Source organism: Streptomyces sp. NPDC041068 (genome assembly GCF_040647455.1).
GTDB lineage: Bacteria > Actinomycetota > Actinomycetes > Streptomycetales > Streptomycetaceae > Streptomyces.
Genome location: NZ_JBEZCG010000011.1, coordinates 1 through 12,458 on the forward strand (window position 1 = coordinate 1; position 12,458 = coordinate 12,458).

The 12,458-nt window shown below is 71.2% G+C and carries 11 protein-coding genes; 4 read left to right on the plus strand and 7 right to left on the minus strand.

The window, feature by feature from the left end; all coding sequences use genetic code 11:
* Nucleotides 1-179: 179 nt before the first annotated feature.
* Entirely contained in the window at nucleotides 180-635 is a 456-nt protein-coding gene (locus tag AB0B50_RS24865; protein WP_362335910.1) for an Lrp/AsnC family transcriptional regulator, read from the minus strand.
* A 141-nt stretch (nucleotides 636-776) separates the two neighbouring features.
* Between AB0B50_RS24865 and AB0B50_RS24870 the strand changes: the two genes are divergently transcribed.
* Entirely contained in the window at nucleotides 777-1,796 is a 1,020-nt protein-coding gene (locus tag AB0B50_RS24870; protein ID WP_362335913.1) for an asparaginase, read from the plus strand.
* A 96-nt stretch (nucleotides 1,797-1,892) separates the two neighbouring features.
* Entirely contained in the window at nucleotides 1,893-3,302 is a 1,410-nt protein-coding gene (aspA, locus tag AB0B50_RS24875) for an aspartate ammonia-lyase (RefSeq protein ID WP_362335916.1), read from the plus strand.
* A 78-nt stretch (nucleotides 3,303-3,380) separates the two neighbouring features.
* Here aspA and AB0B50_RS24880 read toward each other — a convergent pair whose 3' ends face one another.
* The 3 genes from AB0B50_RS24880 to AB0B50_RS24890 all read right to left on the minus strand — a co-directional run bounded on the left by AB0B50_RS24880 (nucleotide 3,381) and on the right by AB0B50_RS24890 (nucleotide 5,501).
* Nucleotides 3,381-4,064: an HAD family phosphatase gene (locus AB0B50_RS24880; protein WP_362335919.1), complete on the minus strand. Its 684-nt coding sequence runs from the start codon at nucleotides 4,062-4,064 to the stop codon at nucleotides 3,381-3,383.
* Between the two features lie 57 nt (nucleotides 4,065-4,121).
* Nucleotides 4,122-4,604: an Lrp/AsnC family transcriptional regulator gene (locus AB0B50_RS24885; RefSeq protein ID WP_362335922.1), complete on the minus strand. Its 483-nt coding sequence runs from the start codon at nucleotides 4,602-4,604 to the stop codon at nucleotides 4,122-4,124.
* Between the two features lie 63 nt (nucleotides 4,605-4,667).
* Entirely contained in the window at nucleotides 4,668-5,501 is an 834-nt protein-coding gene (locus tag AB0B50_RS24890) for a hypothetical protein (RefSeq protein WP_362335925.1), read from the minus strand.
* A 206-nt stretch (nucleotides 5,502-5,707) separates the two neighbouring features.
* Here AB0B50_RS24890 and AB0B50_RS24895 point away from each other — a divergent pair, with 206 nt between their 5' ends.
* On the plus strand, nucleotides 5,708-6,961 hold the full coding sequence (locus AB0B50_RS24895) for a choice-of-anchor P family protein (protein ID WP_362335928.1): 1,254 nt from the start codon (nucleotides 5,708-5,710) through the stop codon (nucleotides 6,959-6,961).
* Nucleotides 6,958-7,941: a hypothetical protein gene (locus AB0B50_RS24900; protein WP_362335931.1), complete on the plus strand. Its 984-nt coding sequence runs from the start codon at nucleotides 6,958-6,960 to the stop codon at nucleotides 7,939-7,941. Before AB0B50_RS24895 ends, AB0B50_RS24900 begins: the two co-directional genes overlap by 4 nt.
* Before the next feature lie 36 nt (nucleotides 7,942-7,977).
* Here the strand turns inward: AB0B50_RS24900 and AB0B50_RS24905 are convergent, their stop codons facing one another.
* The 3 genes from AB0B50_RS24905 to AB0B50_RS24915 all read right to left on the minus strand — a co-directional run bounded on the left by AB0B50_RS24905 (nucleotide 7,978) and on the right by AB0B50_RS24915 (nucleotide 12,333).
* On the minus strand, nucleotides 7,978-9,297 hold the full coding sequence (locus AB0B50_RS24905; RefSeq protein WP_362335934.1) for an RICIN domain-containing protein: 1,320 nt from the start codon (nucleotides 9,295-9,297) through the stop codon (nucleotides 7,978-7,980).
* Nucleotides 9,298-9,495: 198 nt separating this feature from the next.
* Nucleotides 9,496-11,016: an MFS transporter gene (locus tag AB0B50_RS24910; RefSeq protein ID WP_362335937.1), complete on the minus strand. Its 1,521-nt coding sequence runs from the start codon at nucleotides 11,014-11,016 to the stop codon at nucleotides 9,496-9,498.
* Nucleotides 11,017-11,157: 141 nt separating this feature from the next.
* On the minus strand, nucleotides 11,158-12,333 hold the full coding sequence (locus tag AB0B50_RS24915; protein WP_362335940.1) for an alpha-hydroxy-acid oxidizing protein: 1,176 nt from the start codon (nucleotides 12,331-12,333) through the stop codon (nucleotides 11,158-11,160).
* Nucleotides 12,334-12,458 lie beyond the last annotated feature (125 nt).

Genomic DNA, 12,458 nt, shown 5'->3' on the forward strand with positions numbered 1-12,458 from the left:
GCGATCAGCAGCCCGCCCATCATCGGCAGGATCCGCACACCGGTGCCGAACGCGTCGTGCCCGAGGACGGCCTGGAGGCGTGCGTGGTGCGATGCGTCAACCTAGGCTGGTCCGGACCAGCCGTCAATAGGTCTGTACCAAAGGGGAGTTGACGGTGTGGGGGCAGGTGTCGGGGCGGCTCAGCCGTCCACCGGGAGGCCCTTCGGTTCCTTGATCCGCTTCATGATGATCTGGGAGTTGACCTCCGTGACCCCCGCGAGCGCCGTCAGCCGTTCGATCCACAGCCTCTCGTACGCGGCGAGGTCCGCGACGGCGATGCGCAGCAGGCAGCCGGGGCTCCCGAACAGCCGGTGCGCCTCGATCACGTCGGGGATGTCCTGCAGCGCCTCCTCGAACGCCTCGACCGTCTCGCGGTCGCGCCGCACCTCGATCGAGACGAGCACCTCGAAGCCGCGGCCGACGGTCGCCGGGTCGACGACCGCGCGGTACCCCTGGATCACCCCGTCCAGCTCCAGCTGGCGCACCCGTCGCATGCACGGCGACGCGCTCAGGCCCACCCGCTGGGCCAGCTCCTGATTGGTCAGCCGCCCATCCTTCTGTAGCTCGCGCAAGATGTTGCGGTCAATGTCGTCCATGGCGCAATTATCCACCACGCCTATTGCGACGGCGCCAGATCTTGGCAAGCACATTGCGCCGTGTTCGATCTATCGTTGCGTTGAGGCCGGCCGCCACTCGGGGGGCTGATGGGCCTCGGGATTCCTGGGAGGTACGCAGACGTGGGAGCGCAGGCGCGACGGATCGTCGTCATCAGCACCGGCGGGACGATCGCGAGCCGCTGGCAGGGCACCGGCTTCGCCGCCGACGCCCCCGGCCGCGAGGTGCTCGCCACGGCCGCGATGCCCCAGGGCATAGCCTCGGAGGTCATCGACCTGTTCAACGTGAACAGCCCGCGTCTGACCTCCGCCCAGCAGCTCACCCTCCTGCGCACCGTGCACGAGGTGCTCGCCGACCCCGGTGTCGACGGCATCGTCGTCACCCACGGCACGGACACCCTGGAGGAGTCCGCCTTCCTGCTCGACCTCCACCACGACGACCCCCGCCCCGTGGTCTTCACCGGGGCCCAGAAGCCGCTCGGCGCCGAGGACGGCGACGGACCCGGCAACCTCTACGACGCGCTGCTCACCGCCGCGACCGTCCGCGACATCGGCGTACTCGTCGTCTTCGACGGCAAGGTGCACGCCGCGCGCGGCACCGTGAAGACCCAGACCCTGGCCGCCGACGCCTTCGCCGACCCCTCCGGGCCGCGCGTCGGCAAGGTCGGCTTCGGCAAGGTCTCGGTACTGCACCGCCCGGAGCGCCCCGCGCCGCTGCCGCTGCCCGCCGCCGACGCGACCCTGCCGCGCATCGACATGGTCATGCACCACGTGGACGCCGACCCGCTGTTCGTGGAGACGGCCGTCGAGGCGGGCGCCCGGGGCATCGTTCTCGTCGCCACCGGCGCGGGCAACGCGACCCCCGAGTTCGTCGGCGCCGTCACCGCCGCGATCGAGAAGGGCGTCCTGGTCGCCCTCACCACCCGGGTCCAGGCCGGTCCCGTCACCGAGATCTACACGCACGGCGGGGCGGTCGACCTCGCCGCGGCCGGAGCGGTTCTTACCGGCACGTTGCGTGCCGGTCAGGCACGTACCGCGGTGCTTGCGGCGTTGCTCTCGGCCTCCGGCCCGGGGGAGCGGATCGAAGCCTTGCGCCATGTCGTCGGTGCGGCGGTGGCTTTGGATGAGGCCGCTGCCGCCTGAGTGTGTTCCTCTGCGGGCTGGTTGTGGCTGGTCGCGCAGTTCCCCGCGCCCCTGAAGGGGCGCCTCACAGTCTCCGGAAGAGAACAAGTAAGCACCATGAGCGCCGCCCCTGTCTCCGCCCTTCGCCGTGAACACGATCTGCTCGGTGATCGTGATGTCCCCGCTGATGCCTACTGGGGCATCCACTCGCTGCGGGCCACCGAGAACTTTCCCATCACCGGTATCCCGATCTCCGTGTACCCGCAGCTGATCGACGCGCTCGCCGCCGTCAAGGAGGCCGCCGCCCGCGCCAACGAGGAGCTCGGTCTGCTCCCGAAGGCCAAGGCCGACGCCATCGCGGCCGCCTGCCGGGAGATCCGCGAGGGGCGGCTGCACGACCAGTTCGTCGTCGACGTCATCCAGGGCGGCGCGGGAACCTCCACCAACATGAACGCCAACGAGGTCGTCGCCAACCGGGCGTTGGAACTCCTCGGGCACCCCAAGGGCGCCTACGAGCACCTGCACCCCAACGAGGACGTCAACCTCAGCCAGTCCACCAACGACGTCTACCCGACCGCCGTGAAGATCGCGACGATCAGCGCGGTGCACGGGCTGCTGCGCGCGATGTCGGTGGTGCAGGACGCGTTCGCGGCGAAGGCCCTGGAGTTCCGCGACGTCCTGAAGATGGGCCGCACCCAGCTCCAGGACGCGGTGCCGATGACGCTCGGCCAGGAGTTCTCCGCGTACGCCGTGATGCTCGACGAGGACCGCATGCGCCTCGCCGAGGCCGTCGAGCTGATCCACGAGATCAACCTCGGCGCCACCGCGATCGGCACGGGCCTCAACGCCCCCGCCGGATACGCGGAGACCGCCCGCCGCCACCTCGCCGAGATCACCGGCATGCCGCTGGTGACGGCCGCCAACCTGGTCGAGGCCACGCAGGACTGCGGCGCCTTCGTGCACCTGTCCGGCGTCCTGAAGCGGATCGCCGTCAAGCTCTCCAAGAGCTGCAACGACCTGCGGCTGCTGTCCTCGGGCCCGCGCGCGGGGCTCAACGAGATCAACCTGCCGCCGGTGCAGGCCGGTTCGAGCATCATGCCGGGCAAGGTCAACCCGGTCATCCCCGAGGTGGTCAACCAGGTCGCCTTCGAGGTGATCGGCAACGACGTCACCATCACCATGGCCGCAGAGGCGGGCCAGCTCCAGCTCAACGCCTTCGAGCCGATCATCCTGCACTCGCTCGCCAAGAGCATCACCTCGCTGCGCGCGGCCTGCCACACCCTCGCCGAGCGCTGCGTCTCGGGCATCACCGCCAACACCGAGGTGCTGCGCGCCTCGGTGGAGACGTCCATCGGCCTCGTGACCGCGCTCAATCCGCACATCGGCTACACCGCGGCGACGGAGATCGCGCAGGAGGCCTTGAGTACGGGTAGGGGCGTTGCCGAACTGGTGCTTGAGAAGGGGCTGTTGCCCCCCGAGCGGCTTGCGGAGCTGCTGACGCCCGAGAGGGTGGCGGGCGCGGCCTGAGCGGTTCGGCGCCGGTTCCTGTCCGCGGGTTCGTTGTGGCTGGGCGCGCGGTTGCCCGCGCCCCTGACGGGGCACCCCCTAGCGGCGCCCCAGCGCGTCCAGCGCTGCTTGTGCCGTGAACTCGCCGTGGCCGCCCCGGAACAGCGGTTTTGCCGCAGCGAATGCCGCGTCATCGGCGTGGGCGGCCACGTAAGGGATCGCCACACACCGCATCCCGGCCGCCCGCGCGGCCTCCGCTCCCGGCGCCGCGTCCTCGAAGACCACACAGTCCTTCGGCTCGGCGCCAAGGAGCGCCGCCGCGGCGAGGAACACGTCCGGCGCCGGCTTGCCGCGCGGGACCTCCTCGGCCGAGACGAACGTGGTCAGCTGGGCGTCCAGGCCTGTGCCCGCCAGGATCGCCTCGATGGCCGCGCGCGAGGAACCGGACGCCACGGCCATCGGTACGCCCGCCTCGTGCAGCCGCTCGACGAGCTTCCGCATCTCCGGGTAGACGTGCGTCTCGGCGCGGGCCAGCGCCAGATAGCGGCGGTCGAGGTCGGCGAGCAGTTCGGCGTGCGACGCCTCGATCCCGTACTCCTTCTTCCACGTCGCGAGCGTCTCGTGGGAGCTGATGCCGACGTAACTCTCGTTGTCGGCCCAGGTGTACTCGCGGCCCGTGTACTCGGCGAGCAGAGCCCGCGAGGCCTCGAAGTAGTTGGGCTCGCTGTCCACGAGTGTGCCGTCGAGATCGAAGATGACCGAGGTGGTGCCGAAGTTGCTCATGCCTCCAGCATGCCAAAGGCCCAGCTCACACCCCGCGCGGCTGCCGTCGGGACCGGCTCACGACCGCGCGGCCGTCGCCCTGCCCACCGACTCGACCAGCGGCAGCAGACGGTGCGGCACCCGCTCCCGCAGCGCCATCTCCGTACGCGTACGGACCACGCCCGGCAGCTTGATCAGCTGCTGGATGACGTCCTCAAGGTGGCCGTTGTCCCGTGCCGCGACGCGGGTCAGCAGGTCGCCGCCGCCCGTGATCGAGTGCGCCTCGATGATCTCGGGCACGGCGGCGAGCGCGTCCCCCACGTCGTCCAGGTGTCCCTGCGTGACCTCGATGTGCACGAAGGCGAGCACGGGGTGGCCGAGCGCCGCGGGGGAGAGGAAGGGGCCCGTGCCGGTGATCACGCCGTCCCGCTCCAGGCGGTCGAGCCTGGCCTGCAGGGTGCCGCGGGCGATGCCGAGGACGCGCGCGTACTCGCGCAGGCTGGTGCGGGGCTGTTCGAGGAGCAGCCGCAGGATGCGGGTGTCGAGTTCGTCGACGGCCATGGTCCGAGGTTCTCCCAGGTGGGCGGGGCTGAACGGTGGTGACTGTAGCCGCTGGCCACGGAGTTACGGCTGTGCCTGGGCCGCGATGAACTCGTCCCAGGTGGCGACCGCGCCGGCCGGCGGCGCGGAGATCCGGGGCACGGCGCCGAAGTCCGAGTACTCCTCGTTGATCTCCTCGCGGCCCTTCTTGCCCGTGCCGGTCTCGCGGGACTTGAGGACGAGGTCGTCCTTGCCGACCCACATGTCGATGACGACCGAGCTCATGCCCTGCTTCTTCGCGAGGCCGACGTACATGTCCCGCAGGTCCTTGGACAGGGCGGGGCCCCGGTACTTCGCGAGCTCGTCGAGGACGACCTTCCCGCGGTAGTGGTCGGCGGGGCGGCCACCGACCTTCTCCTCGGCGACCCACTCCGTGGACTTCGTCGCGGCGAGCGCGCCCGTGAACTCCGCGACGTAGCCCGCCGCCCGCGGCGCGCCCTCCTTGTGGCTCCCGGATCCGCCGACGTCCATGCTGTACCAGCTCTTGCCGGGCACCTTGGCCGTCTTGACGTACGTGACGCCGCCCGCGGAGAGCATGTGGCTGGTGCCGTCGGGGTTGGCCGCGGACTTGCCCACCTCGGCCTTGACGACCGTGGCTGCGGGCTTCTTCTGGTAGAGCATCTCGGACCGGTCGGAGCCGCCCTTGCCGGTCTGGATCGTCTTGTACGAGGGCTGCGCACCGGTCTTCTTCGCCGCGGCGAGCAGCACCTCGCGGGCGTCGGTGCGGTCGTCGCGCGACGCTCCGCCCTTGTCGCGGGCCGCGCCGCCGGGGTCGTCCCCGCCGCCGTCCGAGCCGCATCCCGCCAACGTCATCGTGAGCGCCGCCCCCACGGCCGCCATCACGATGCCCCTCCCCATGACCTGCACTGTTCTTGTTTCCTCTGGGTCGTACCGACTCGGCGGCGCCGAATGTGGGGTGATCCTAACCGGGGGAGCTCGTACGTGCGTGCCCCTATTCGAATGGGTGCCTTTCCGCCGAAATCGTGACGTATATGATTTCTCGGGGAAACCTCCACTTCAACCCCCGGCGATCCAGGGGTGATTCACCTTCCACGGAGGTACGCATGCAACGGCGCAGAACCCTGCCCGGACGGACCGGGCGGCACCTCGCCGCCGCGGGAGTGCTGGGGGCGGTGTGCGCGACCACGGCCGTCACCCCACAGGCGGCGGCCGTACCGCTCCCGCCGATGGTCCACTACACGGGACCGCTCCAGGCCGAGTACAACGCCCCGACCAAGGTGTCGGCCAGGTTCACCGCGAACGGCGGCGGGATCTCCGGGGCGAAGGCCACGTTCAGCGTGGGGGAGGGAGCGTGCACGGCCACCACCGGCGCCGGCGGCACCGCGTCGTGCACGCTGCACCCTCGCGGCAAGCCCGGGCGGCACGGGGTGAGCGTGCGCGTGGAGAGCGAGAAGGGCAACGTCGGCACCTCGCGGGCGTTCCGGATCACCAGGGCGACGACCAAGCTCGACTACACCGGCACCAAGCACCTCGCCAACGACGAACCCGCCCGCCTCGCCGCGTCGTTGACGGACGGTGCGGGCCAGGCGGTCCCGACCCGCCCGGTCAGCTTCGGGCTCGGCGCGGGCGAGCACCGGCAGGGCTGCACCGGCGAGAGCGACGCCAAGGGCACCGCGGCCTGCACCGTCGACAAGGTGGACCAGCCGCTGAACGACAAGGGCACGGTGCCCGTCGACGCGGCCTTCGCCGGAGACACGTACTACAAGCCGTCCCGGGCCGAGGCGACCGCCCTCCTGCAGTACGCCACCGGCCGCGCCTACGGAGTCATGGGCCGGGTGAACCTGCTTCTCGCCAAGCTCGACCTGCCGCCGCAGCCCGACACCGGCAAGATCCGCACCGCGCGGGCCACCACCACCGCACCGCCGTGCAGCGCCGAGGTGCGCACGCTCGTCCTGGACGCCGACGCCGTGTGCGCCGAGGTCGTCACGAGCCTCGCCCCTGGCAAGTCGACGGCGACGACGACCACCACGGGGGTACGGATCGGGCTGCCGGGAGTGCCCGTCATCGAGGCCGCCGGGATCGAGGCGGTCTCCACCAGCACCTGCGAGGGCACCAGCGGCCGCGCCCGCCTGACGTTGAAGATCGCGGGCAAGGAGGTCGTCGTCGCCGAACCGAACACCGAGATCGACCTGGGCCTCGCCAGGCTCGTCGTCGACGAGCGGCTGCCCGTGCCGGGCGCGGATCACGGTCTGACCGTCAACGCCCTGCACCTCAAGGACCGTCTCGGACTGATCGACGTCGTGCTCGGCTCCGCCACGAGCGACGCCCACCACTGCAAGCCGAAGGGCCATCGATGAGCAAGCGCAGCAACCGTCACGGGCCGCGCGCCGCGCTGTGCGCCACGGCCCTCGTCGCCGCGGGCGCCCTCGCCGCCGCCACGGCCCCTGCCCCGGCGGCCGCGTCGCCAGCCCCCGCCGCGAACACGGCGGGGATCAGACTCACCGGCCCCGACGCGGGCGGGTTCCGCCTGGTGAAGCAGCACAGGCTGAGCCCGGACACGTACGTCAGTGAATGGCGCGGCGGCGGGACGACCGTGCGCACGGCCACCCGCAGGGGCGCGGAGGTCCACATCGACGCGGGAGCGCGCGACCTCCGGGTCGACGTCAGCCAGTCCACCCCGCTGCGCGGCAAGTCCGACGCCCAGCTGCGCGCGGCCTACCGTGACCGAGTCGCCACGGCCGCCGAGCAGGTCATCGCCATGGGCGCCGATCCCGCTCAGGCACGCAAGGAGTTCGGCGACGGCAGGGCGGCCGAGATCATCGACAGCTGGTGCGTCGACTACGACGCCGAGGACGGGGCGATCGACTCGCGCGGCTGCGCGGTCCGCAAGCTCGACCAGGACAGCCCCCAGCACGGCCGCTACATCGTCGACGAGATGACGCATTCCGCCGTGGGCAAGGAGACCACGTGGCTGACGTACCGGATGGCCCGGGTGGAGACCTCCGTCAAGTACACGGGCACCCAGAACGTCGTGAAATGGGAGCCCGCGGACGATGCGGACCTGAAGGGCAGTTGCGCCACGGTCAACGTCGGCCTCACCGGCACCAGCGGCCAGACCTTCGGCGTACAGAAGGAGATCTGCGGCGACACCCACGGCCCGGCGCAGCTCCCCGACGCCAAGGACATGACGTTCAAGTTCGCCTGGAGCGGCACCTCCAAGGTGAACCACTACGTCAAGGCCATCGGCACCACGCTGGTGAAGCAGGGGAACAAGGAGGACAGAAGCCACACCACGCTGAGCACCCACGTGTGGTGGACGTGGCGCTTCCTGATCTGAGGCGCCCGCGCCTGCCCTCCTCGCGCTCCCCGCGCGCTACTTGGGCGTGACCCACACCTGTCGCTTGTTCGTGTTCGCCGTGTACAGCTGGACCTTGGTGCCGTTGGCGGTGGAGCCGCCCGTCACATCGAGGACCTTGCCGGACGCGGCGTGCACGATCTGGCCCTTGGCATTGACCGACCAGCGCTGCGACGCCCCGCCGTTGCAGTCGTAGAGGCTGATCTTGTTGCCGTTGGTGCTCTTGTTGCGGTAGTTGTCCAGGCACTTTCCCAGGGCGCGGAAGGTGCCGTCCTTCTGCAGGATCCAGGACTGCCCCGAGCCCTTGTTGCAGGTGTAGAGCTGGATCTGCGTGCCGTTGGCCGCCTTGCCGCCCTTGACGTCCAGGCACTTGGTGGCGATGCCGGTCACCCTGCCCTGCGGGGGAACCGCCGCGCCGCCGCCGCGGGCCAGGTGCCGCAGGCCCTGCACGTCGTACTGCTGGACGTAGGTGCCCGCGCGCTTGTCCTGGTAGGCGTTGGTGGGCGTGCACATCACCGGGAACTGGCCGGAGTCGGTGCCCTTGACGCAGTCGCCGCGCGCCGCGCTGCGGTTGGCGTGCGCGAGGCCCATCGTGTGGCCGAGCTCGTGGCTGATGTGGTTGCGCAGATACGTCGCGCCCATGGACGGCGCGGGCTTGCCGTCCGCGGTGAAGAACTCGTCGTCGATGTAGGCGTGCCCGCTGGTCACCGTGGAGGCGACGGACGAGGAGTAGAAGCCGCAGCTCAGGTTCTTGCTGCCGGAGCCGTCACGGACGACCTTCCAGCCCTGCGAGCCGCCGTCGGCGGGCGGCACGCAGGGGCGGTGCAGCAGACCGATGACGATCTCGCCCTTGGGGCGGACGTGGTCCCAGCCGACCGGATCGGTGTCGACGGTCACCGGCAGGGCGGTCACGCGTCGCAGGTCGGCCGCGGACGCCTTCACATAGGGGGCCAGCCAGTCGGCGGCCTTCTTGTCGTAGAACTTGATGGTGTAGCCGGTGGCGAGGTACTTGGAGGCGCCGCCCGACACCCAGCCCTCGCCGTGCGGGGCAGCGGCGGCGGCGCGCCGGGCCGAGGCCGCCGAGCGCGTGGACTTCAGCGTCATGACCCCGTCCGCGAAGGCCGTTCCGTCCGGGCCCGAGGTGCCGAAGTCCTCCCTCTCGGCGTGGGCCGCCGCCGCGGGCGCGGCGGCCGGGCGCGTGGCCCGCGGCTCCTCGTCGCCGCCGGTGCCGAACGCGGCGGGCGACAGCTGGATTCCCGCCACGACGGCCGCCGCGGCTCCCACGGCGGCCATCGCCATGCGGCGCTTGCGGGCGCCGCGCTTGCGTATGGAACTCACGTCCCCGTTGTCCTCTCGCTGCAGAGCATGTGTGGACCCCGGGGACCGCTCCGGTGGGGAACGGGAATCCGGGGTCGCACAGATGATAGGCGTGAAGTGAGGGACGGGTGTTGCCAGTTGGGGTTGTCGCGCTTCGGAAGGCGCCGCTTCGGAACGCGCCGCTTCGGAACGCGCTGCGTCAGTTCGGAACGCGCCGCGTCAGTGCGCGTTCTCCGTCGGGCGCAGCCCCTTGGGGATCTTCGCCCAGGTGAGCGCCGCGGCGGCCAGTGGCAGCGCGGCCGCCATCAGGAACGTAGGCGTCATCCCGGAGGTGAACGCGTCGCCGGCCCGCGCAAGCAGGGCGGCGCCTGCCGGGCCCGTGAGCTCGGCGGCCACCCGCGCGGCCTCGCCGATCGAGTCGCTCACGGCCGACGCGGTGTCGGCGCCGAGGCCCAGGTCGGGCAGGTTCACGCGGTACAGCGCGGTGGCGATGCTGCCGAGGACGGCCACGCCCATGGCGGCGCCGAGTTCGTAGCAGGTCTCCTCGACGGCCGCGGCGCCACTGACGTGCTCGGCCGGGGTGGCGGCCATCAGCGTCACGGACGCGGCGGTCGTCGCGATGCCGACGCCGCAGCCGATGACCGCGAGCGCGACGGCCATCTGGCCGTAGCCGAGCGGCCCCGACAGCTGGAGCAGCCACGGCAGGGCGAGGCCCGTCGTCATCAGGACCAGACCGCCGCCCATGACGTGGCGGATCGGCAGGCGGTGCATCAGGGCCGGAGTGAACAGCGAGGTCAGGACCAGGCCCAGCGGCGCGGGCAGCAGCCGGATGCCCGCCTCCAGCGGGGTGTAGCCCTGTCCGTACTGGAACCACTGGGTGATCAGGAACAGGGCGGAGCCCAGCGCGATCATGCCGAGGAAGATCGAGGCGGCGGCGATGGCGAACGGACGGGACGCGAAGAGACGTACCTGCAGAAGCGGGTGGTCCAGGCGCAGCTGGCGGCGGACGAAGACCGTCAGCGTCACCGCGGCGACGACGAGCAGGGTCCAGGCCATGGGGTCGGCGGGGCCGCCCTTGCCGAGCTGCTTGATGCCGCCCGCGAGGGCGAGCATGCCGACGACGGACTGACCGACGCCCCACCAGTCCCAGCGCCCCTCACGGGGCTGGTGGGACTCGGGCAGGATCCACAGGCCGAGCGCGATGATCACCAGCGCGACGGGGATGTTGATCAGGAACGCGGACTGCCAGCCGTTGTGCTCGACGAGGAGACCGCCGACGACCGGGCCGAGCGCCATGCCGCCACCGAAGACGGCGGCCCACACGGCGTAGGCGAGGGCGCGCTCGCGGGCGTCGGTGAAGACCTTCCGCAGGATCGACAGCGTGGCCGGCATGATCGCGGCGCCGCCCGCGCCGAGCAGCGCGCGCGCCGCGATGACCTGCCAGGCGGCCGTCGCGAAGACGGCGAGCAGCGAGGCCAGGGCGAAGACGCCGAAGCCGATCATGAGCAACCGCTTGCGGCCCCACCGGTCGCCGAGCGCACCCGCGGTGACCAGCAGGCCGGAGAGCACGAGGGCGTAGACGTCGATGATCCACAGCTGCTGTACGGAGCTGGGCCGCAGATCGGAGACCAGGGAAGGGAAGGCGACGTTCAGGATCGTGGTGTCCATGGCGATCAGCAGGAGGCTGCCGGAGAGGATCGCGAGGACGGCCCAGCGCCGTGGATCACGTTGCGGGGTCATGGCTGTAACACCTCAATTTCGAATGAGACATAAATGTCTCACATGAAACAAGGAGGTGTCCAACGGGGTGGCGTCCGCCCGCGGCCGCCCCGGACGGTCACCGCACCCGCCCTGGACCGTCACAGCGGCCGCCCCGGACCGTCACCGCACCCGCTGCAGCGCCTCCGGCGTCAGGTCCGCGAGCGTCGGGTAGCCGTCGACGGCCATCAGCAGATCCGCCTCGGCGAGCAGCGAGCGCAGGACGTGCGTGACGCCGTCGGCCCCGCCGATGCCGAGCCCGTACGCGTACGGACGGCCCACGCCGACGGCGGTGGCGCCGAGCGCGACGGCCTTGACGATGTCCGAGCCGTTGCGCACCCCCGAGTCGAAGAGAACCGGCAGCCCGCCGGCCGCCTCGACGACCGCGGGGAGCACGTCGAGGGCGGGCAGCCCGCCGTTGGCCTGGCGGCCGCCGTGGTTGGAGCAGTAGATGCCGTCCACCCCGCCGTCCCTGGCGCGGCGCACGTCCTCGGGGTGGCACAGGCCCTTCACGATCAGCGGCAGCGAGGTCAGGGAGCGCAGCCACGGAAGGTCGTCCCAGGTGAGCGGGTTGCCGAAGACCTGCACCCACTTCAGGACCGCGGACTGCGGATCCTGCTCGGGCGCGGCGGGCAGCAGTCCGCGGAAGACCGGGTCGCTGGTGTAGTTGGCCAGGCAGTGGCCGCGCAGCTGGGGGAAGTTGGAGGTGGCGAGGTCGCGCGGGCGCCACCCGGTGATCCAGGTGTCCAGCGTGACGACGATCGCCTTGAACCCGGACTTCTCGGCCCGCCGTACCAGGCTCTCGGCGAGTCCTCGGTCGGTCGGGGTGTACAGCTGGAAGAAGCCGGGCGTCTCACCGAGCTCGGCGGCGACCTCCTCCATCGGGTCGGCGGACAGAGTGGAGGCGATCATCGGAACGCCGGTCCGCGCGGCCGCCCGCGCGGTGGCGAGATCGCCGTGGCCGTCCTGAGCGCAGATGCCGAGGACGCCGATGGGCGCCATGAACAGAGGGGAGGGCAGCGTCATGCCGAACAGGTCCACGGACAGGTCGCGCCGGGTCGCGCCGACGAACATCCGCGGAATGAGCCCCCAGTGGTCGAACGCGGTGACGTTGGCGTTCTGCGTCCGCTCGTCCCCGGCGCCGCCCGCCACGTACGAGATGACGGAGGGCGGCAGCGCGGCGTGGGCGCGGGACTCCAACTCGGCGAACGTCATGGGGTACTTGGGGACGACGCCGCGCAGCCCGTCGAGGTAGATCTCGTCCTGGTAGTCCTTGTGGGGGCGGGGCGTCGGGTTCATGGGGAAGCCTCTCTGGGAGGGGGAGGAAACGCCCAGTTTTCTTTGAAGTCGATGTCAAGGTCAATGCGCCGCGGTCACGGGAACCGCCGGGGCCGGACGGGTGGTTCGCGGACGCATATGCGGCG